20 protein-coding genes, 2 tRNA genes and 1 other RNA gene are annotated in these 18,893 nt (G+C 74.4%); 9 read left to right on the forward strand and 14 right to left on the reverse strand.

Annotated elements, in window-relative coordinates; translation table 11 throughout:
• Positions 1 to 138 precede the first annotated feature (138 nt).
• Together map and IXW69_RS05225 are read left to right on the forward strand one after the other, a co-directional pair.
• A complete protein-coding gene (gene map, locus IXW69_RS05220; RefSeq protein WP_194785315.1) occupies positions 139 to 1,026 on the forward strand; it encodes a type I methionyl aminopeptidase in 888 nt (295 codons plus the stop codon).
• Between the two features lie 229 nt (positions 1,027 to 1,255).
• Positions 1,256 to 2,419 carry a synaptobrevin family protein gene (locus tag IXW69_RS05225; RefSeq protein ID WP_194785316.1) on the forward strand — a complete coding sequence of 388 codons (1,164 nt, stop codon included), beginning with the start codon at positions 1,256 to 1,258 and terminating at the stop codon, positions 2,417 to 2,419.
• Between the two features lie 127 nt (positions 2,420 to 2,546).
• Here IXW69_RS05225 and rnpB read toward each other — a convergent pair.
• An RNA gene (gene rnpB, locus IXW69_RS05230) (RNase P RNA component class A) lies at positions 2,547 to 2,928 on the reverse strand.
• 119 nt (positions 2,929 to 3,047) lie between these two features.
• On the opposite strand from rnpB, the gene IXW69_RS05235 reads away from it, so the two are divergent.
• Positions 3,048 to 3,854, forward strand: coding sequence for a YaaA family protein (locus tag IXW69_RS05235; protein ID WP_194785317.1), 807 nt, complete (start codon positions 3,048 to 3,050; stop codon positions 3,852 to 3,854).
• Positions 3,855 to 3,968: 114 nt separating this feature from the next.
• Here IXW69_RS05235 and IXW69_RS05240 read toward each other — a convergent pair whose 3' ends face one another.
• The 4 genes from IXW69_RS05240 to IXW69_RS05255 form a co-directional block, all read right to left on the reverse strand.
• Complete coding sequence (locus IXW69_RS05240) at positions 3,969 to 4,703, reverse strand: zinc ribbon domain-containing protein (protein ID WP_194785318.1); 735 nt, start codon at positions 4,701 to 4,703, stop codon at positions 3,969 to 3,971.
• A gap of 81 nt (positions 4,704 to 4,784) precedes the next feature.
• On the reverse strand, positions 4,785 to 5,669 hold the full coding sequence (locus IXW69_RS05245; protein ID WP_194785319.1) for a Nif3-like dinuclear metal center hexameric protein: 885 nt from the start codon (positions 5,667 to 5,669) through the stop codon (positions 4,785 to 4,787).
• A 30-nt stretch (positions 5,670 to 5,699) separates the two neighbouring features.
• Positions 5,700 to 5,781 (reverse strand) — tRNA-Leu (locus IXW69_RS05250).
• Between the two features lie 4 nt (positions 5,782 to 5,785).
• A tRNA-Ile gene (locus IXW69_RS05255) sits at positions 5,786 to 5,876 on the reverse strand.
• Between the two features lie 151 nt (positions 5,877 to 6,027).
• On the opposite strand from IXW69_RS05255, the gene IXW69_RS05260 reads away from it, so the two are divergent.
• The gene (locus tag IXW69_RS05260) at positions 6,028 to 7,206 is read left to right on the forward strand and encodes an aminotransferase class I/II-fold pyridoxal phosphate-dependent enzyme (RefSeq protein WP_194785320.1); all 1,179 of its coding nucleotides are present in this window, start codon (positions 6,028 to 6,030) and stop codon (positions 7,204 to 7,206) included.
• An 82-nt stretch (positions 7,207 to 7,288) separates the two neighbouring features.
• On the opposite strand, the gene IXW69_RS05265 is transcribed toward IXW69_RS05260, so the two are convergent.
• Positions 7,289 to 7,975 carry a YdcF family protein gene (locus tag IXW69_RS05265; protein WP_194785321.1) on the reverse strand — a complete coding sequence of 229 codons (687 nt, stop codon included), beginning with the start codon at positions 7,973 to 7,975 and terminating at the stop codon, positions 7,289 to 7,291.
• A gap of 79 nt (positions 7,976 to 8,054) precedes the next feature.
• Here IXW69_RS05265 and IXW69_RS05270 point away from each other — a divergent pair, with 79 nt between their 5' ends.
• On the forward strand, positions 8,055 to 9,170 hold the full coding sequence (locus tag IXW69_RS05270) for a class I SAM-dependent methyltransferase (protein WP_194785322.1): 1,116 nt from the start codon (positions 8,055 to 8,057) through the stop codon (positions 9,168 to 9,170).
• Between the two features lie 28 nt (positions 9,171 to 9,198).
• Here the strand turns inward: IXW69_RS05270 and IXW69_RS05275 are convergent, their stop codons facing one another.
• The gene (locus IXW69_RS05275) at positions 9,199 to 9,627 is read right to left on the reverse strand and encodes an NUDIX hydrolase (RefSeq protein ID WP_323745185.1); all 429 of its coding nucleotides are present in this window, start codon (positions 9,625 to 9,627) and stop codon (positions 9,199 to 9,201) included.
• Complete coding sequence (locus tag IXW69_RS05280) at positions 9,624 to 10,013, reverse strand: DUF952 domain-containing protein (protein WP_194785323.1); 390 nt, start codon at positions 10,011 to 10,013, stop codon at positions 9,624 to 9,626. Before IXW69_RS05280 ends, IXW69_RS05275 begins: the two co-directional genes overlap by 4 nt.
• Before the next feature lie 60 nt (positions 10,014 to 10,073).
• Between IXW69_RS05280 and IXW69_RS05285 the strand changes: the two genes are divergently transcribed.
• Positions 10,074 to 10,979 (forward strand): DUF2268 domain-containing protein, encoded by a 906-nt coding sequence (locus IXW69_RS05285; RefSeq protein ID WP_194785324.1) that lies wholly within the window; start codon positions 10,074 to 10,076, stop codon positions 10,977 to 10,979.
• A 73-nt stretch (positions 10,980 to 11,052) separates the two neighbouring features.
• Here the strand turns inward: IXW69_RS05285 and IXW69_RS05290 are convergent, their stop codons facing one another.
• Entirely contained in the window at positions 11,053 to 11,523 is a 471-nt protein-coding gene (locus tag IXW69_RS05290; protein ID WP_194785325.1) for a MarR family winged helix-turn-helix transcriptional regulator, read from the reverse strand.
• A 5-nt stretch (positions 11,524 to 11,528) separates the two neighbouring features.
• Between IXW69_RS05290 and IXW69_RS05295 the strand changes: the two genes are divergently transcribed.
• Complete coding sequence (locus IXW69_RS05295; RefSeq protein ID WP_194785326.1) at positions 11,529 to 12,383, forward strand: alpha/beta fold hydrolase; 855 nt, start codon at positions 11,529 to 11,531, stop codon at positions 12,381 to 12,383.
• A gap of 77 nt (positions 12,384 to 12,460) precedes the next feature.
• On the opposite strand, the gene IXW69_RS05300 is transcribed toward IXW69_RS05295, so the two are convergent.
• From IXW69_RS05300 to IXW69_RS05315, 4 genes are all read right to left on the reverse strand, one after another.
• Positions 12,461 to 13,108, reverse strand: coding sequence for a hypothetical protein (locus IXW69_RS05300; RefSeq protein ID WP_228524830.1), 648 nt, complete (start codon positions 13,106 to 13,108; stop codon positions 12,461 to 12,463).
• A gap of 107 nt (positions 13,109 to 13,215) precedes the next feature.
• Positions 13,216 to 14,019: an ABC transporter permease gene (locus IXW69_RS05305; RefSeq protein ID WP_323745187.1), complete on the reverse strand. Its 804-nt coding sequence runs from the start codon at positions 14,017 to 14,019 to the stop codon at positions 13,216 to 13,218.
• Positions 14,020 to 14,024: 5 nt separating this feature from the next.
• The gene (locus IXW69_RS05310) at positions 14,025 to 14,852 is read right to left on the reverse strand and encodes an ABC-2 family transporter permease (RefSeq protein ID WP_194785327.1); all 828 of its coding nucleotides are present in this window, start codon (positions 14,850 to 14,852) and stop codon (positions 14,025 to 14,027) included.
• Entirely contained in the window at positions 14,852 to 15,844 is a 993-nt protein-coding gene (locus tag IXW69_RS05315; protein ID WP_194785328.1) for an ABC transporter ATP-binding protein, read from the reverse strand. The genes IXW69_RS05310 and IXW69_RS05315 overlap by 1 nt, the downstream gene beginning before the upstream one ends.
• A 130-nt stretch (positions 15,845 to 15,974) precedes the next feature.
• Here IXW69_RS05315 and IXW69_RS05320 point away from each other — a divergent pair, with 130 nt between their 5' ends.
• Positions 15,975 to 17,384, forward strand: a complete 1,410-nt coding sequence (locus tag IXW69_RS05320) for a sensor histidine kinase (protein ID WP_194785329.1) — start codon at positions 15,975 to 15,977, stop codon at positions 17,382 to 17,384.
• Positions 17,385 to 17,443: 59 nt separating this feature from the next.
• Positions 17,444 to 18,112, forward strand: coding sequence for a response regulator (locus IXW69_RS05325; protein WP_407646532.1), 669 nt, complete (start codon positions 17,444 to 17,446; stop codon positions 18,110 to 18,112).
• 137 nt (positions 18,113 to 18,249) lie between these two features.
• Here IXW69_RS05325 and IXW69_RS05330 read toward each other — a convergent pair whose 3' ends face one another.
• A complete protein-coding gene (locus IXW69_RS05330) occupies positions 18,250 to 18,870 on the reverse strand; it encodes a vitamin K epoxide reductase family protein (RefSeq protein ID WP_323745188.1) in 621 nt (206 codons plus the stop codon).
• Between the last annotated feature and the right edge of the window lie 23 nt (positions 18,871 to 18,893).

Below are 18,893 nucleotides of genomic sequence, written 5' to 3' on the forward strand. Positions count from 1 at the left end.
GGTCGGCATGCTATGCAGAAGCGGGCCGCACGAGGCCGGATTCCACCGAGCCGACCGACCGTCATCCGGACCCGAGCACCTGCTCGTGCCAACAGTCCCCAGGGTGGCCCGTCGCCGCCCCGCTCCTATGCTGGAGCCATGACGAACTCCTCCTCACTCGCCGACCGCGCGCCCCGGGGCACCCTCACGAAGGGCGTCGTGGGCCCGATGCGCCACGTGCCCGGCTCCATCGCCCGCCCCGAGTACATGTTCCACGACGGCCCCGAGGTCGTCACGGCCTCGGACGTCAAGGACGTGGAGACCGTCGAGCGCATCCGCGAGTCGGGCCGTATCGCCGCGCGCGCCATGGCCGAGGCCGCCAAGGCCATCGCCCCGGGCGTCACCACGGACGAGCTGGACCGCATCGCCCACGAGTACATGTGCGACCACGGCGCCTACCCGTCGACCCTCGGCTACATGGGCTTCACGAAGTCGATCTGCACGTCGGTCAACGAGGTCATCTGCCACGGCATTCCGGACTCGACCGTGCTCCGCGAGGGCGACATCATCAACCTCGACGTGACCGCCTACAAGAACGGCGTCCACGGCGACACGAACGCCACCTACACCGTCGGCGAGGTCGACGAGGAGTCCGCCCTCCTCATCGAGCGCACCCGTCTGGCGATGGAGCGCGGCATCAAGGCGGTCCGCCCGGGCCGCGAGATCAACGTCATCGGCCGCGTCATCGAGAAGTACGCCAAGCGCTTCAGCTACGGCGTCGTGCGCGACTACACCGGCCACGGCGTCGGCGAGGCCTTCCACTCGGGCCTCATCGTCCCCCACTACGACGCCGCGCCCATGTACGACACCGTCATGGAGGTCGGCATGGTCTTCACCATCGAGCCCATGCTCACGCTGGGCACCGAGGACTGGGAGCAGTGGGACGACGACTGGACGGTCGTCACGAAGGACCGCTCGCGCACCGCGCAGTTCGAGCACACGATGGTCGTCACCGAGGACGGCGCCGACATCCTCACCCTTCCCTGAGCCGCCGCTCCGCGTGCCCGCGCGAGCCGGGTGCCCGGACGGGCCGCACCGCCTCTGTTACCGAGGGGCGCCTGGGGAGCGCTCCCCAGGCCTCTCCTCGGTAACGGAGGCGGTTTCGCGCACAGTGCCGTGTACATTCAGGCGCAGGTCGCCGACGTGATGACGCACTCATCCCGCCGCCGCACACGCGTCCCAAGCCCCTCGCACGACACCTCCCGGAGGTACTCCCATGGCTCTGCGCTTCAACCCGCCCCCGAACTGGCCCGCCCCGCCCGAGGGCTTCGTCCCCCCTGCCGGCTGGCAGCCCGACCCCGCCTGGGGCCCCGCCCCTGAGGGCTGGGAGCTGTGGGTCGACGACTCCGCCTCCGCGCCGGTCGCCGGCTCTGCCCACGACGCCGCCTGGGCGCCGACGCAGGCGATCCCGGGGCAGTCCGTGCCCGTCGCCAGCCCGACCGGTCAGCCCGCCTCGGCACCGTCCGGCGACTACGCCGCCGGCAACCAGTACGCGGGATCCGCGCCGGTCGCCTCCTCCGCGTCCTCGGCCAGCCCCTACGCGGCCAACATGAGCTACGCCCAGTCCCCAACGCCCTACCACAACCAGGGTCAGGCGGGCCCCGCCGCCTCGCAGCAGGGCGGCTGGCAGCCGATCGACGTCAACGGCGGCTCGGGCAACGGCGGCAAGAAGCCCGTGACGAAGCAGTGGTGGTTCTGGCTCATCATCGGTCTCGTCGTCCTCCTCATCCTCATCGGGATCATCGTCGCCATCGCGGGCGGCGGGGACGACAGCAAGACCGACGACACCAAGGGCTCAGGCGTCGGATCGGCCGCCCCGGCGGACCCGACGACGTCCTCGGACTCCGGCTCGTCGAGCTCCGACTCCTCCTCATCTGACTCCTCCGACTCCTCCTCCGACGAGCAGGGCATGTCGATGGACAACCCGGCTGACCCGACCACCCAGACGATCAAGATCAAGGCCGACAAGGACGCGACGGACCCTGACGCCTCGATCGAGATCCAGTTCGGCGCCGTCGAGTGGGACGACACTGCCAAGATCAAGCAGGCCTACAAGGACCAGGACTACGAGGACGGCTTCGAGGACCCGGGCTCGGACAAGGTCTACATGCGCGTCCCCGTCACGGTGACCTACCACGGCAAGGGCCAGATGAGCTCCGGCGACGTCAAGATCGACTACGTCAACAAGGGCAACACCGTCGAGGCCAGCTGGGACGTCTCCCTCCTCGATGACGAGTTCACTATGCAGGACATGCCGCGCGACGGTGGCACCGTGACCGGCTACTTCACCTACGCCATCCCGAAGTCGGACGAGAAGTCGGGCGTCTTCGCAGTGTCCGGCTTCTACGGTCAGGACGAGATGTACATGGCGGCCAAGTGACTCCAGCGTCACGACCGTCGGTCAGTCACGTCGACTGACGACGACGCGGCGGGCCTCCACCTGATGGGGTGGTCGCCCGCCGCGTCGTCGTACCCGGCTGCTGCGGGGAGCGTGCTTCGAGGTGGGGCGGACGAGCCGACCTGTACGCCGGGTTCTGTTGCCGCCGTCCGTTGCCGGGTCGGCGGTGGCGACCATTCATCTTGGACCGCCGTTGCCGGCGGTCTCGCGCGACCTACCCGCAGGCTCGGGCGAGCAGCCCTCGGGCGCCTGCTGTGCGGTCTTGCTCCGGGCGGGGTTTGCCGAGCCGCCGCAGTCACCTGCGGCGCTGGTGGGCTCTTACCCCACCGTTTCACCATCACCGTCCGGCGAACCGGTCGGCTGTCTGTTCTCTGTGGCACTGTCCCGCGGGTCGCCCCGGGTGGCCGTTAGCCACCGCCCTGCTCTGTGGAGCCCGGACGTTCCTCAGCCCTCAGGTCTCCCCGAGGTACCGCGGCCGCCCGGTCGGCTCGTCCGCGCGGAGCACTCTACCCCGGGCACCGTGCCGCACAGGTCCCGGCGGGTTCCGTCCGCCTGAGGCAACGGGCACAGGGCCCCGCCGCCACGGAGGCACCTCGCCTACGATGCCGTCGTGCTGCTCCTCCTGCCGCCCTCCGAGGGCAAGACCGCGCCGCGCCGCGGCGACCCGCTCGACCTCGGCGCCCTCCTCGGAGCCCCCGCTCTCACCGGCCCCCGCCGGAGCCTCATGGACGAGCTCACGCGGCTCGGCACCGGACCGGACACGGCCCGTGTCCTCGGACTGGGGCCGCGCAGCGCCGAGGAGGCGGCCCTGAACACGACCCTGAGCACCGCGCCGGCCGCACCCGCGTACGCCCTCTACACCGGTGTCCTCTACGAGGCTGCCGGCCTGCACGCCCTCGCGCGTCGCAAGGCCGTGCGACGGGTGCTCGCTGAGGAGGTCGTCATCCTCTCGGGGCTGTGGGGCGCCCTGCGCGCCACCGACGCGGTCCCGGACCACCGACTCTCGATGGGCGTGACGCTCCCCGGTGCCGGTCGCCTGGCCGCCTTCTGGAAGCCGCACCTCAAGCCCGTGATCCGCGACCTGGCCCAGGCCTCCGGTGGCGTCATCGTCGACTGCCGCTCGGGGGCGTACTCCCCCGCCTGGCAGCCCGCCGCGGCCGACGCCGTCGACCTCCTGCGGGTCAAGGTCGTTCAGGAGGCGCCCGACGGCTCGCTCACCACCGTGTCCCACTGGGCGAAGCACACCCGGGGCCTGCTCACGGGCGCGATCGTGGACCGCCGTGCCCAGGCACCGCGGTCGCTGCGCGTCCTCGACGACGTCGCTGAGCTCGCTGCGGGCCTGGATGCCGTCCGCGCCGTCGAGCTCGGCCAGGCCGACCGGGAGGGGCGCCGGGACCTCGTGCTGCGACTGGCCTGAGCCCGCCGCCGTCCCGAGCCCCGCACGACGGACGACGCCCCGGGCACCGTGGCGGTGCCCGGGGCGTCGTGCTGCGCCGTCGTCAGCGGGAGGGCGCAGGACCCAGGGGTCCGCTCAGACGTCCATGCGGACGAGGATGACGTCGCCCTCCTCGGCGTGGATGACGGCGTCGGCCGGGGCGGCAGCGATGCGCGCGTGCTCCTGGGGGCTGATCTCGATGGCGGCTCCCTCGAGCCGGCGCCCGTAGAGAGCGGCGACCCCGATCCCGCCGGTGGCCTCGCGGACGGCGTCGTAGTCGGCGAGGAGCGCGTCGTCGATGGTCGCGGCGAGGTCCTCGCGCGCCTTGCGCGTCTGCGCGACCTCGGCGTCGATGCGGGCGAACTCGGAGTCGCGCTCGGCGGTCAGCTCGCGGCCTGCCGCGCGGATCTCCGCCTCCTCTGCGGTGAGGCGATCGACCTCGGCCTGGGCGGCGTCAAGGGCCTCGATGGCGGCGAGCTGCTCGTCCTCGAGGACGGACTGGCGTCGGCCGAGCTGGTCGATCTCGCCCTGGATGGCGGTGAGGTCGCGGGCGCCGGCGGCTCCCGACGAGAGCCGCTCGCGCAGGACCTCGGCACGGCGGTTCACCTGGCCGACCTCGTCCTCGCTCTTGGTGACGACGGTCCTGGTGTCGGCCAGGGTCCCGGCGGCGACGACGGCCTCGCGCTTGTTGGTGCGCAGGCGCTCGATGGTGGCCTCGATGCGGGCGAGCACGGGGAGGTTCTTTCGCTCGTGGGCGAGCCGGGCGAGCCGGGAGTCGAGCTGCTGGAGGTCGATGAGCAGACGCTGCTGGGCAAGGGGTGCGCTCGTCACTGCGGGGGTCCTTCGCTGGCCGGGGTATCGAGTTCTGTGCGGTGCCCGGGCGAGGCGGCGGACGCCGTCCGGGGACGGCGCTCAGGAGCCGGTGCTCAGGCGCAGCGTCCAGGGGTCGGTGACGACCGTCGAGACGTGCGCGGTCAGTGTACGTCCCCCCTGCGCGGCGCCCTCCTCGAGACGGCGGGCGAGCGGGGGAAGGCCGACCCACTCGGTGGCCCAGTGGGTCCCGCACAGGAGGTAGGGGCGGCCGCCCTCGAGGTGGTCGGAGGCGGGGTGGTGGCGAAGGTCGGCGGTGAGGAAGACGTCGGCGCCGGCCTCGCGCGCGGCGCCGAGGAGGGAGTCGCCCGCCCCGCCGGAGACGGCGACGCGCTCGACGAGGGCCTCGGGGTCGCCGCCGACGAGGAGACCGGGCGCGGTGTCGGGCAGGGCGCGGGCGACGTCCTCAGCGAGCGCTCGCAGCGTCGTCGACGCCGGGAGGGAGCCGACGCGGCCGATGCCGAGAGCGGGGTCGGCGTCGGCGGGCTCGAGGGGGACGGTGCCGGTCAGCCCGAGGAGGTCCGCGAGGGCGTCGGCGTTGCCGCCGCGGGCGGAGTCCCAGGTGGTGTGGGCGTTGGCCAGGGCGATGCCGGCGCGGATGAGGCGGTGGACGATGCGGCCCTTGGGGTCGACGGCGCCGACGTGGTCGGTGCCGCGCAGGAAGAGGGGGTGGTGGGTGATGACCATGTCGACGCCGCGCTCGATGGCCTCGTCGACGACGGCGGTGAGGGGGTCCATGGCGAGCAGGACGGTGCGCACGGGGTCGGCGGGGTCGCCGCAGATGAGGGTGTTGGAGTCCCAGTCCTCGGCGAGCTCGGCCGGGGCCGCCTCGCGGAGGAGGTCGACGACGTCGCCGACGGTGAGGGGCTCCTCATCGCGCGCGGTGCCGGTGCTCGTGGTGGTCGGCGTGCTCGTCTCGTCTGCCATGCGGGCAGGGTATCGGCAGGGGCCCGTCAGTGCCTCCAGCGGGACTCGAACCCGCACGCCCAGGGGCATCGGCTTTTAAGGCCGCTGTGTCTACCGGTTCCACCATGGAGGCTCGGTACCCCCGCTGGGATTCGAACCCAGGACCATGTGCTTATCAGGCACGGACGAGGTATAAGCTCGCTGCTCTAACCGCTGAGCTACGGGGGCTCGGAGGGGGCGATGACGCTCTTCCGACGCCGTGAGGTTACCCCAGCGCGGGCCGCTCACCGGACGCCCCGGCGGCGCCGTCGTCGCCCGCCTAGCCTGGTTCCGCGCCGGTCCGCGCTCCCGCGGCGGCGCCGGATGAGGGGAGCCAGCCATGAAGATCGCGCAGCGGGCGCTCGACGCCCAGCCCTTCCACGCCATGAGCATCGGGGCCCGGGCCCGCGAGATCGAGGCGGCCGGCGCGCACGTCGCCAAGCTGAGCCTCGGCGAGCCCTCCTTCGGAGCTCCCCCGGGCGTCCACGAGGCCATGCGCGAGGCGATGGACGGCCGTCCGCTGCCCTACACGCCGGCGGCCGGGCTGCCGGCGCTGCGCGAGGCCGTCGCGGGCCTCTACCGCGACCGCCACGGCGTCGAGGTGGACCCGCGCCGCGTCCTCATCACGGCGGGGGCCTCGGCGGGCCTGCTGCTCGCGACGGCGCTCACGACGGGGCCCGGCGACGACGTCGTCATGGCGGACCCCTGCTACCCCTGCAACCGCGAGCTCGTGAGCGCCTTCGGGGGCAACGTCGTCCTCGCCCCGACGACGCCGGCCACCCGCTACCAGCTCGACCGCGCCACGATGGAGGCGGCGTGGACGGAGCGGACGGTCGCCGTCCAGCTGGCGACGCCGTCGAACCCGACGGGCACGACGATCCCCTTCGAGGAGCTCGCCGCGATCTGCGCCAGCGCTCGCGAGCGCGGGGCGTGGCGGATCGTCGACGAGATCTACCTGTCGCTCGCAGACCCGGCGCCCGACGGCTCCCCCGCGCGCACGGCGCTGGAGGCGGACCCGGACGCGATCATCGTGTCCTCCTTCTCGAAGTACTTCGGGATGACGGGGTGGCGGCTCGGCTGGCTCATCCTGCCTGAGGCGCTCCTCGAGGCGGCCGACAACCTCGCCGTCAACTTCTTCCTGTGCGCCTCGACGCCGACGCAGGTGGCGGCCCTGTCCTGCTTCACGCCGGAGGCGCTCGCCGCGTGCGAGGAGCGACGCGAGGAGCTGCTCGTGCGCCGCGGCATCGTCCTGGAGGGGCTCGAGCGGATCGGGCTGCCGGTGCCGGTGCTGCCCGACGGGGCCTTCTACGCCTACTTCGACGTCTCGGGCACGGGACTGGACGCCTGGACCTTCTGCGAGCGGGCGCTGGAGGAGACGCACGTGGCGCTCACCCCGGGGCGCGACTTCGGGCCGTCGACGGGCGACACGCACGTGCGACTGTCCTACGCGGCTGGCCGCGAGGAGCTGGCCGAGGGGCTGGAGCGGCTCGGCGTCTTCGTGGCGGGTCTGCGCGGCTGAGCCACGCGGCGCAGCCGGCGCTGATGGCGGGCGGCCCGACCCAGGCGCCGGCACCCCGTCGTCAGTGCCCTGCCGCGGCTGCTCAGTCGCGGGACGCGAGGAGACGGCGCACGCCGGCGAGCCCCTGGGCCGAGTCCTGCGCCCAGCCGTCGACGTGCTCCGAGAGCCACAGGTCGACGAGACCCATGAGGACGCCCCACGTTCCCGCGCTCGGGAGCGGATCCGCACCGTCCGACGTCGTCGCCGCGGCGAGGCGGTCGGCAAGGTCGGGGCGTTGGAGGGCGAGGAAGTGGCGGGCCTTGGCGGCGTGGACCGGCTCGGAGACGACGACGATATGTGGGGCGTCCTCGAGCAGCGGCGCGCAGTTGGCGACGTTCTCCCAGGTGGAGCGCGAGGCCCCCTCGACGCGGACCACGCCCCTCCAGCCGAGGTCGCGGGCGGCGTCGGCGAGGAGGCGGGCCTCGGGGACGGGACCGGCGACGCCGCCGCCGGAGACGACGAGGACGTCGCCCGGCCGCGCGACGGCGAGGGCGGCGCGCACGCGTGCGAGGTTCTGCTCCCCCGCCGTGGTGCCGGTGTCGGCGTGACCGAGGACGAGGACGGTGCGGGAGCGGCTCGTCGTGCAGGCGCCGGCGGGATCCTGGCCGCCGCCCCGCGGCAGGTACCAGGTCGCGGCGCGGTGCTCAATGACGCGAAATCCGGCGCCGGCCGCGAGCGCGGTCCCTGCGACGGCGCCCAGCACCCAGGCGGCGGCGAGCGTCGGTCTCATACCGGCTCCTTCCTCACGCTGCCGGGATCGTGGTGAGGCTAGTCCGTCGTCACGAGCTCTGGCTCGCTACGCTCGGTCCATGCCTGAGAACGCGGTGAGCGACGCGTACTCCCGACGCGCCCGCGAGTACGCCGAGGCCCTCGGGCAGATCTCGGCGACGGCACCGGCCGACCGCGACACGATCGCGGCCTGGGCCCTCGCCTGCGGCGGGCCCGTCGTCGACCTGGGCTGCGGCCCCGGGCAATGGACCGCGTACCTGGACGCGCTCGGTGCGAAGGCCTCCGGGGTGGACCCGAGCCAGGCCTTCATCGGGATCGCCCGGGCCGAGCACCCGGGCGTCGGCTTCACCGCCGGCACCGCCGCCGACGCCCCACCCGGTGGGGCCGCGGGCGTCCTGGCCTGGTACTCCCTCATCCACGTCCCTCCGGAGCGCCTCGGCGAGGAGCTCGCCGCGGTCCGCCGCCTCCTCCGGCCGGGCGGGCGCCTCCTCGCCGGCTTCTTCGCCGCCGACACGGTCGCGCCCTTCGACCACGCGGTCACGCGTGCGTGGACCTGGACGCCCGAGTGGATCACCGAGCGGCTCGAGGAGGCGGGGCTCGCCGTCGAGCACGTGCGGCGGCGGCAGGACCCGGGTGCGCGCGAGCACGGGGAGGTCTGGGCGGTCCTGCCATCCGGCGGCACCGTGGGTCGCCGCGTCACCGACGTCATCGGCGGCCCCAGCTGGGTGCTGAGCGGTGAGACCCTCGACCCGGTCATCACGGATCTCCCCGCCTTCCGCGCCGGCCTCGCGCACGACCCGCTCGCGGGCGCGATCGAGGCGCTGTGGACGGGGCGCGTCGCCGAGGCTCGCGTCCTGCTGCACGGAGCGCAGCCCACCGTCCGAACGCGAGCGCTCCTCGCCGACTGCGACCGCCGCTCGGGGGACGCCGGGGCAGCCGTCTCGGCGCTGCGGTCACTCCTCGCCGAGCACGAGGACGACCGGTGGGCACCGGTGCTCCGTCAGCACCTGGGCAAGGCGCTGCTCGCCGTTGGCGAGGTCGACGCTGCCCGCCGCGAGCTGAGGCTCGCGCTCGAGGCCCGTCTGGAGGCAGGAGCCGACGCGGGGCTCCTCGCCTCGAGCCGTCAGGCTCTCGCCCGGACGGGCCTCGGAGTCGGACCGAGGACGCCCACCGGACCTGCAGGCACGGGCGACTGAGCCAGCCGCAGCGCCACGGTCCCGCGTCTCAGTGTGACGAATGCGCTGACGCTCGTGAGACGAGCAGCGGAGTCAGCCACGGGTAGGTGAGCTCCTCGGGCGCGGGCAGCTGCCTGAACCACCGAGCCTCGGCGATCTCGGAGGCGGGAAGGGCGTCCTGGCGCTCGGGCGCGGCCGCGTAGAGCCGTCCCCAGGCGCCGGGCCGGTCGCCGTCGACCCACACGTCGCAGACGGGGGCGAGGTCGCGGACAACGACGCCGGACTCCTCGTAGAGCTCCCGCGCCGCCGCGGCGCGCGTGGTCTCCCCGGGCTCGACGTGCCCGCCCTGCGTCTCCCAGGTGCTCCGGTCCCGGTGGCGGCTGAGGAGCAGACGGCCCTCGTGCACGGTGACGACCATGACGAAGGCGCAGGCGTGCGCGGCGTCGACGGCGCGGGTCGTGACCCGGGGCCCGGTCACGGCAGCGAGTCCGCGTCCGGGCCGGTAACGGGCCCGGCGCGCAGCGCGTCGAGGCCGCCCGGGTGGACGGCCATGAGTGAGACCGGGACGTCGCCGCCGTAGACGTGGGGGAAGCGCTCGGAGGCGGGGTCGCCCGGGTCGCCGGGTTCGGGGCGGACGGTGAGCCCGGCGTCCGCGAGCGCGTCGACGTCGAGCTCGGTGACGATGACGTCCGGCCTGTCGGAGTAGACGACGGAGTGGACGCGCAGCGCCTGGTCCGCGTCGAAGGAGGTGTGCATGAAACCCTGCTGGGCGATGGTGGTTCCCCGCGTGGAGGCGGTGTAGGTGCCGGTCGCGCGAGCGGCCTCCCAGTCCTCGGGCAGAGCCAGGTGCAGGATCGTCGTCATGCTCGGAGCCTGCTGTCCCCGTCTTGACCCTCACGCGACGTGAGCCCCGAGGCTGGCGCCATGAGCAGCACGATCATCGACACCCGCACCATGACCGAGCGGATCCTCTCCGCCCCGCCCACCGACCGCCCCGGGCTCCTCGACCAGCTCTGGGCGCCCGTCGCCGGCATGTACGCCTTCATCCCGGGCGGACCCAGCTGGCCCGAGGTCCACCGGCGCTCGAGCGGCTTCGACCCCGACGGCGACCCCGCGGCCCTGCGCGCCGGGCTCACTGCCCTGGCCGACGCCGACGCCTGGAACCGGGTGGGGCACGCCGCCGACGAGGCGCTGGTGCGCCTGCGAGAGGCGGCACCCGGTGTGAGCGCGCCCGACCCGACGGTCCTCCTCATCCTCGGCGATCCCGAGGACGAGCACTTCATGGACGAGGTCCAGGGGCTGTCGGCCTTCGGCGGCATGAGCGGCTACGTCACGATCACGCTCTGGCCCACCGCGACGGTCCTGGACCGTCTCGAGGCGATCGTCGCCCACGAGCTCCACCACAACGTGCGCTACTCCCCCGGCGGCGTCGTCTGGGACCCGCGAAGCGTGACGGTGGGCGAGCAGGTCGTGGCCGAGGGGCTCGCCGACCTCTTCGCCGTCGAGCGCTACGGCGAGCGCGGCCGGACGCACTTCGTGGACCCGGCGCTGCTCGAGGACGACGCGGTGCTCGCGCGGGTCGTGAGCGGCCTGTCCGAGTCGGACCCCATGCGCTTCCCAGCGTGGGTCCTCGGCGACGCGACGGCACGGGCCGTCGGGGTCGAGCCGGCCGGTGTCCCGACGGGTGCCGGGTACGCCGTCGGTGCGCGGATCGCCGCCGCCTACCTGGCGTCGACCGGGCTCACGGCCGCCGAGGCCGTCGCGGCGCCGTCCCACGAGGTCATCGCCACCGGCCTGTCCGCCCTGGGCGTGGAGCCGCCCCGGCCCTGACGCGGCGTGACGGGCGCGGCCGGACCGCCGCGGCCCGACCACCGCGGCCTGACGCCCTCGGTCACACGCTCGGTCACACCTTGAGCTCGTCGTGCCCGACCTCACCGGCCTCCGCGACGCGCTGGAGGAGATCGCACAGGGTGACGTACTCGGTCTCGCTCAGCGCACCGAAGTACCGCTCGCGGTCCGGGGCGAGGTCGGCCTCCAGGGCGGAGAGCAGGCGGCCGCCCGCGGCCGTGCGGATCAGGAGCTTGGCGCGCGCGTCCCCGGGGTCGCGGCTCGCCGCGAGCAGCCCCTTCTCCACGAGCCCAGCGACGACGGCGCCGGTGTTGCGCGGGTCGATCCCCGCGGCCGAGGCGAGCTCGCGCTGCCTGGCGCCGTCCTCTGTCGGTGCCGCGATGAGGAGGAGGTACTCGTTCTGAGTGAGGCCGTGGCGCCGCAGGAGTGTGGTCCAGTCGCCCTGGATCCGCGTGCCGAGGACCCCGAGGAGGTAGGAGGCCCCGCGCCGGACGTCGTCGGGGGTGCGCCCCGTCGTGATAGACATACCTCATGTCTATCACTATCGAGGCCACCGCCATCGAGCTCGCCGCCGGCAGCCTTCACGTCCTGCGCTCCGGGCCCCGCGACGCTCCCGCCATCGTCCTCCTCCACGGGTGGCCGCAGAGCGCTCGGGCCTGGACGGGGCTCATGGAGGCCGCAGGAGACGACGTCCAGCTCATCGCGCCCGACCTGCCCGGGATCGGAGGGTCCCGCGTCGAGCGGCCGTGCGCGACGACCGGTGCCGTCGCGGACGTCGTCGGCGACCTCGTCACCGCACTGGGGCTCGAGCAGCCCGTCGTCGTGGGCCACGACGTCGGAGGCATGGTCGCCTACTCCTGCCTGCGGCACGTCCCCGGACTCCGCGCCGTCGCGATCCTCGGCACCGTCGTCCCCGGCGTCGCGCCCTGGCACGAGGTCCTCGCCAACCCGTGGCTCTGGCACTTCGCCTTCCACACCATCCCGGGCCTTCCCGAGCAGCTCGCCTCAGGGCGTGAGGAGGTCTACTTCGACTACTTCTACGAGGCGATCGCCCACCACCCCGAGCGGATCGGCCGCGAGCGCAGACGGGCTCACGCCGACGCCTACCGCGCACCCGGAGCACTGACCGCGGGCTTCGACCTCTACCGGGCTCTGTGGGACGACGCGAGAGTCAATGAGGAGGAGCGCTCTGCCGTGAGCACGCCCGTGCTCTACGCGCGCGGTGAGCACGAGGGCGGCAGCATCGGGGCCTACGCGGATGGGCTCCGGGAGGCGGGCCTGACGAACGTGAGGACCGCCGTCGTCCCCGACTCCGGGCACTTCACGCCCGAGGAGAGCCCGGTCGGGCTGTGGGAGGTCCTGCGGACAGGCCTGCCGGCCGCCTGAGGCTCCTGCCGAGGGCCCAGGGAAGCCGGCCAACGGCGTCCGCTCCGAGGTCCACGGGCGGCCTGCTCCCCGCGCCCTCAGACCTCCCGGCTGAGCACGCCGCCGCCGGGCGCGAAGCCGACCCTGGCGAAGTACCCGGGGTCCGCGACGGTGGCCGGGTCGACGACGAGCCGCCGCGCGCCGGTGGCCGCGAGCGCGGGGTGGGCGTAGAGGACCCGACCGGGCTTGAGGTCGCGGAAGCGGTCGGTCACCCAGTCGACGAGCACGCGGGCGGTCCCCGGGGCGCCCGCGGCGACGTCGTCGGCGGTCTCCATCGCGAAGAGGCCGACGACCTCGTCGTCGCACAGGGTCAGGAAGCAGGTGAGCCCGCCGCTGCGGCCGAGCCGGCCGAGGGCTCCCGGGTACGCCTGCTCGATCCCCGCGCGGTGACGCTCGACGAAGCCGGCGACGACGGCGTCGTCGGGGCGCGCCGGGCACACGCTGTAGCGCCGCTCCCCCGCCCGGCGCAGGCGCAGGCGCAGGAGCCAGTACAGGTCGATGATCGTGATCGCCGCGTTCATCGCCGCGTAGGGCCAGATGCCGAAGACGGCGTTGTAGACGGTGGCGATGAGGCTGCCGGCGAGGTTGAGCCGCCGGAAGCGCCGCACGCTCGGCACGACGAGCGAGAGGACGACGAGCGCCGAGCCCGTCCACCCGATGATCTCCCACCACGGGATGCCTGCCACGGCGGTCTCCTCCGCTGGTCCCTGGGCCGGTCGACGACGTCGCCGGCCACCGGAGCGCCCTCGTCCCGGTGGCCGGTGAGCCTATCGGGCGCACGCCCCCGATGCCCTCAGCGCCGCTCGCGGCTCCTCGCCACCAGGACGAGCAGCCCCCAGAAGACGATCCCGGACAGGGCGGTGCCGCGCAGCACCTCGGCGACGGCGCCCCAGCCGAGCGCCCCGGCGGTCGCCAGCGCCGAGGTCCCCAGGCTCAGGGCGCGGGTGACGAGGGCGGTGGGCCACACGGTCACGAGCGGGCCGCCCGCGTAGGACAGGCCGAGCCCGACCATCGTGCCCAGCAGCCCGAGGGCGACCGGCGCGCCGAAGGAGGCGAGGACCATCGCGAGGAGGGACTGGAGCGCGATGAGCGGCAGCGCGGCGAGGACGCCGAGGGCGCCGTCGACGAGCACCGCGGCGGGCATGGCGCCGTCGAGGTGCAGGACGAGCGCTCCGCTCGCCCAGGCGAGCGCCGTGAGCACCAGCTGCATGACGGCGACGGGCAGGACGCTCACGAGGGTCTTGACGACGGCGACGCGGACGGCGCCGGCGGGCGTCGTGCGCATCGCGTTCCACGAGCTCCCGCGGTGCTCGGGCCGCCACACGGCGGCGCAGACGAGGGCGACCCCGATGGAGTAGAAGAACAGGCCGTAGAAGACGGTCACCTGCCCCATGAAGGCCTCCCATCCGCTGGTGAGGACGCCCTGGTTGCCGCGGTAGTTGACCGTCCCCGTGACGACGGCGAGCAGGGGCAGCAGGACCGCGAAGGCCCAGACCATCGAGCGCCGCAGCTTGATCGTCTCCGCGGCGAGGAGCGCGAGCAGGGAGGCGGGGCGCTGAGCAGGCTGCTCGGTAGAGTGCTGGACGGTGGAGGACACGGGGATCACCTCTCGATCCGGTCAAGTCGGGCGGTGAGCGCGAGCAGGCCGGCTGTCGCGAGGACGAGGAAGCCGACGACCCAGCCCAACGGTGGGGTCGTGTAGGCGACGCTCGCGCCGTCGGGCCCGGCCTGGGCCGCAGGTGTCACGAGAGCCCAGTAGCCCCACGGGACGAGCCGGCACAGCCACGGCGGCATGAGCAGGCAGAACAGGGAGACGAAGGAGCCGAGGAAGCCGACGCCGACGGTGACGATCTGGTTCTCCACGCGGGCCGCGAGGAGCACGTGCCAGCCGCAGGAGACGACGTCGACGGCGAGGAGGGCCAGGACGTACCCGCCCCAGTGGGCGGCGCTGACGGGGGCGGTGGCGCCGAGCGCGCGGGAGGCGAGAAGGACGCCCCCGACCTGGAGGGCGACGACGGCCGCCAGCGGGGCGCTCAGGGCGAGGGTCTTGGCCCGGCACAGCCGGCCCGGCGTGAGCCCGGAGGCGGCGGCCATCGTCCAGCCGCCCCCTGTGTGCTCGACGTCGGTGAGGCGGCTGGCGAGGACGGCGGTGAGCAGCGGGGAGACGAGGGCGGCGGCCATCGAGGTCCCCAGGAGGAGCTGCGGCCACGGGTCGGCGGGGCCGGTGAGCGCGGCGCGGGCCGAGGTCCCGATCGGAACGGACAGGCCGAGGGCCACGAGCAGCAGCGCGGCGGCGATGAGCGGGATGCGCAGGCGGCGGGACTTGGCGAGCTCGAGGCCGACCGCCGTCGTGGCCGGCACGCCGCGGCCGCAGGCGGCGGTGACGACGGGCGCCGGTGCGCGCCCGGAGGCCGTGGAGGCGGTCGACATCAGAGCACCCCCGCCCCGCCGGTGAGGTCCATGAAGACGTCCTCGAGGCTCTGGGCCTCGCGGCGCAGCTCGTGGACGGGGACCCCGGCGGCGACGAGCCGCCGGCACAGCTCGGCGACGGCGTCGGGCGTGAGGCCGGGCAGCCGCAGGCCGTCGGGGGTCCGTTCGGGGGCGGGCCCCGGCTGCGGCACGAGGCCGTCGAGCACCGCGGCGCCCACGCGCCCGGGCTCCGGGGTGACGAGCTCGACCGGCGGCAGCGATCGGGCCATGAGCTCGGTGCGACTGCCCTGGAAGACGAGGCGCCCGGCCGCGAGGATGCCCAGGACGGTGGCCATCCGGTCGATCTCGTCGAGGAGGTGGCTGGAGACCATGACGGTGACGCCCTCGCCGGCGAGGCCGACGAGGAGGTGGCGCACCTCCTCGATGCCGGCGGGGTCGAGACCGTTGGTGGGCTCGTCGAGGATGAGGAGCTCGGGGTCGCGGGCCAGGGCGAGCGCGATGCCGAGGCGCTGCTTCATGCCGAGGGAGTACTCCCGTACGAGCCTGTCCTTGTGCTCGGTGAGGCGGACCAGCGCGAGCGCCCGGTCCACCTGCGCGTCGGCGAGCCCGAGCATCCGCTGCATGATCCGCATGTTCTCGGCCCCGGTGAGGTGGCCGTAGCCGGGCGGCTGCTCGATCATGGAGCCGGTGCGGGCCATGAGCGGTCCGCGGGTGCGGGGCGAGAGCGGCGTGCCGAGGAGGCTCACCCCACCGCTGGTGGGGGCCAGCAGCCCGAGCAGCATCTTCATGGTGGTGGACTTGCCGGCGCCGTTGGGGCCGAGGAAGCCGTAGACGCAGCCGCGCGGGACCTCGAGGGAGAGGCGGTCGACGACGGTGCGGGCCCGGGTCCCGGTCCCGAAGGTGCGTGTGAGCTCGTGTGTCCGGATCGCCGGGCCGGCGCCGGGGCCCGGGGCGTCCCCGGGCGGTGCGGTGAGGGGTTCGTGCTGGCTCATGGGAGGAACGATGCTCGACACCCGCGGGCGCGTCGTCAGCCCCTGGTCCGGTTCCTCGTCGTCGGCCGGGGCCCGGGCTCATACCGGGGTATGACGAGGCGCGGCGGGCGCCGCCGATAGCCTGGCGACCATGACGACGACGGCCGGCCCCGGCACGGGCCCCAGCGCATCCGTCGCATCCGCCCCGTCCGCTCCCCCGGCTCGGGCCGCCCGGGCCGCCGGGGCCACGGAGCCGGCCGAGGCGGAGCAGCCCTCACGGCCCGGTTGGCCCGAGGCCGTCACGGCGCTCGCCCTCCTCCTCGCGGGGGCCGCGAGCGCGCCCGGGACGATGAGCGGCGTCGTCGCCCTCGGGCGCCAGGACGGCGTCCTCGACGCGATCGTCTTCGCGCTGCTCTGCCTGGCAGCAGCGGCGGCGGTCCTCGTCCGCCGCGCCCGTCCCGGAGCCGCCGTCGTCGCCCTCGGCGTGGTGTGCGCCGTCCACTCCCTCGTCTTCACGACGCTCTCGATCATGGCGCTCGGCGCCTGCCTCGCGGCCGTGGAGACCGCCGCCAGCCGCGTGCGCCGTCCGTGGGCCTGGGCCCTCCTGGCGGCGGGCTGCGCGGGCGCCCCGGCGGCCGTCATCGCCGTGGACGCACGGGCGTCGGCGGGCCCCTTGCCGATCGTCGTCGTCCTCCAGGCGGTCGGGCTCAGCTGGCTGTTCATGACGGTGGCGCTGCTGGCCGGGCTCCTGCGGCGCCGCTCGCGCGAGCGGCGCGCGCAGGCCGCCGAGCGCGTCGGGATGCTCCTCGCGCAGCAGGAGATGGAGACCCGGCTGGCCGTGGCCGACGAGCGCAACCGGATCGCGCGGGAGGTCCACGACGTCGTCGGCCACTCCCTGGCCGTCATCGCCATGCAGGCCGAGGGCGCCCGGGCCGTCCTGGCTCGCGAGCCCGAGCGCGCCGACGCCGCCCTGGCCGTCATCGGCGGCACCAGCCGCGCCGCCGTCGAGGAGGTCCGCTCGCTCGTCGACGTCCTGCGCGCCGACGATGACGCGCGCGCCGTCGCGCCGCGCCCGACCGAGCTCGGCGCGGCCGCTGCGGCGCCACCGGACGGACCGGGCCCGGGGCCGGCTCCGGGCGCCGTGGCACCGGCCGGCCTCCTCGACCTCGTAGGCTCGCTCCGGACCGGGGGCGCCCGCGTCGCCCTCGCCGTCGACCTCGCCGCGGACGCCGGCGTGCCCGAGCCCGTCGAGGACTGCCTCCTGGCGGTGGCCCGCGAGGCGACGACGAACGCGCTCCACCACGCCGCCGGGGCTCGGCTCCGCCTCGAGCTGCGGGAGGCGGCCGACGCCGCCGAGGTCGAGGTGCTCAACGGCCCCGGTGGCGCGGACCGCCACCCGTCCACCGAGCGCACCGGGAGCGGTCTGGCGGCCGCCCGCGCCCGCGTCGAGACCCTCGGGGGATCCTTCTGCGCGGGCCCGAGCGCGGACGGAGGGTGGCGCGTCCACGCGCGCGTCCCCGCGACCGGCGATGTCGACGCCCGTGGCGAGGTGGACGCGTGAGCCCGGCGATCCGGGTGGGGCTCACCGATGACGAGCCGCTCCTCACGGCTGGTCTGTCGATGCTGCTCGGGGCCCAGGAGGACGTCGAGGTCATCTGGGAGGCCCCCGACGGCGCGACCGCCCTGGCCCGGTGCGCGACCGACCCGGTCGACGTCCTCCTCCTCGACGTGCAGATGCCCGGGATGGACGGGCTCGAGGTGACGCGCCGGCTCGTCGCGGCCGGGGCGACGTGCCGGGTCGTCATCCTGACGACCTTCGACACCGACGGCTACGTCCTCGGGGCCATCGAGGCCGGGGCGGCGGGCTTCCTCCTCAAGTCGACGCCGCCGGCCGAGCTGCTCGCCGCGATCCGCACGGTGAGCGCCGGCGACTCCGTCATCTCGCCCGGACCGACCCGCCGGCTCCTGAGAGCCGTCCGGGAAGCCGGCGGAGCGGGACCGGGCGCGGCGGTCGGCGTGCGGGGCCCCGCGGCGCAGCCGGACGCCCCGCGGGTCGCACCGCCGAACGACCTCACCGAGCGCGAGCTCGAGGTCCTGCGGCTCATCGCGCTGGGCCTGACGAATCAGGAGCTGTGCGACCGCCTGTGGCTCTCGATGCCGACCGTCAAGACCCACGTCTCGCACCTGCTCGCCAAGACCGGTGCCCGCGACCGCGTCCAGCTCGTCCTCGAGGCGCTGCGCAGCGGCGTCGTCACCATGGACGAGGTCCTCGCCGAGGCCGCCCGCTGACACGCGTTCGGCCCCGCGTGGCGGTGCGCGGCGCGTCCGGGACGGCACGCGGGGGCTCCAGGACGTGACGCGGCCCGCCACCGGCAGGACCGGGTGACGGGCCGCGAGTAGTCGACCGCGCCTCGGGGACGGGCGCCTCAGACGAGGTACCTGAAGACGACCGCGAGGGCCAGGACGAGGAGCAGGGCGCCCCAGACCCACCAGTCGCGACCGCGCGAGACGAAATCCCACAGGCCGTCCGGTGACGGCAGGGCGCCGGTGCGGATGTTGATACGCGTCAGGCCGGCGAAGACGAGCGTCGTCGTCACGGTGATCGTGAGGCACCACGGGCACAGCGCGTGGATGACGAAGAACGACTGCGTGAAGAGCCACAGGGCGAAGAGGATCGCCACCGTGTAGAAGACGTTGATGAGCAGCATGAAGGAGCGCGGCATGCGTGCCCCGAGCAGCAGGGCCACGGTCACGGTGAGGACGACGGCCTCGAAGAGGATGCCGAAGAAGGCGTTGGGGAACCCGAGGAGCGTCGCCTGCCACGAGTGGGCGACGGTCGAGCAGGAGAAGGTCGCATTGAGGTCGCAGGAGAAGGTCTCCCCCGCGTTCTTGGCCCCTTCCCAGGCCTCGATCGACAGGACAAAAGAGGCCGTGAGGCCGATGAGCCCGCACACGAGCATCTCGATGAGCGTGGGGAGCATCCAGCGCCTGTTGAGCGCCTCGACGTCGACCTGCGCCTCGGGGGCGGTCGTCTCCTGGGTTGTCACGTGCTGTCCTCGTGCCGGGGTCG

It is taken from the genome of Actinomyces haliotis (assembly GCF_015355765.1).
GTDB lineage: Bacteria > Actinomycetota > Actinomycetes > Actinomycetales > Actinomycetaceae > Actinomyces > Actinomyces haliotis.

Excerpts from the sequence above, each read along its gene's own strand:
- map (WP_194785315.1), top strand. The coding sequence starts at position 139 with ATGACGAACTCCTCCTCACTCGCCGACCGCGCGCCCCGGGGCACCCTC.
- IXW69_RS05225 (WP_194785316.1), top strand. The coding sequence starts at position 1,256 with ATGGCTCTGCGCTTCAACCCGCCCCCGAACTGGCCCGCCCCGCCCGAG.
- IXW69_RS05245 (WP_194785319.1), bottom strand. The coding sequence starts at position 5,669 with ATGGCAGACGAGACGAGCACGCCGACCACCACGAGCACCGGCACCGCG.
- IXW69_RS05260 (WP_194785320.1), top strand. The coding sequence starts at position 6,028 with ATGAAGATCGCGCAGCGGGCGCTCGACGCCCAGCCCTTCCACGCCATG.
- IXW69_RS05265 (WP_194785321.1), bottom strand. The coding sequence starts at position 7,975 with ATGAGACCGACGCTCGCCGCCGCCTGGGTGCTGGGCGCCGTCGCAGGG.
- IXW69_RS05270 (WP_194785322.1), top strand. The coding sequence starts at position 8,055 with ATGCCTGAGAACGCGGTGAGCGACGCGTACTCCCGACGCGCCCGCGAG.
- IXW69_RS05280 (WP_194785323.1), bottom strand. The coding sequence starts at position 10,013 with ATGACGACGATCCTGCACCTGGCTCTGCCCGAGGACTGGGAGGCCGCT.
- IXW69_RS05285 (WP_194785324.1), top strand. The coding sequence starts at position 10,074 with ATGAGCAGCACGATCATCGACACCCGCACCATGACCGAGCGGATCCTC.
- IXW69_RS05290 (WP_194785325.1), bottom strand. The coding sequence starts at position 11,523 with ATGTCTATCACGACGGGGCGCACCCCCGACGACGTCCGGCGCGGGGCC.
- IXW69_RS05295 (WP_194785326.1), top strand. The coding sequence starts at position 11,529 with ATGTCTATCACTATCGAGGCCACCGCCATCGAGCTCGCCGCCGGCAGC.
- IXW69_RS05310 (WP_194785327.1), bottom strand. The coding sequence starts at position 14,852 with ATGTCGACCGCCTCCACGGCCTCCGGGCGCGCACCGGCGCCCGTCGTC.
- IXW69_RS05315 (WP_194785328.1), bottom strand. The coding sequence starts at position 15,844 with ATGAGCCAGCACGAACCCCTCACCGCACCGCCCGGGGACGCCCCGGGC.
- IXW69_RS05320 (WP_194785329.1), top strand. The coding sequence starts at position 15,975 with ATGACGACGACGGCCGGCCCCGGCACGGGCCCCAGCGCATCCGTCGCA.
- IXW69_RS05325 (WP_407646532.1), top strand. The coding sequence starts at position 17,444 with ATGCTGCTCGGGGCCCAGGAGGACGTCGAGGTCATCTGGGAGGCCCCC.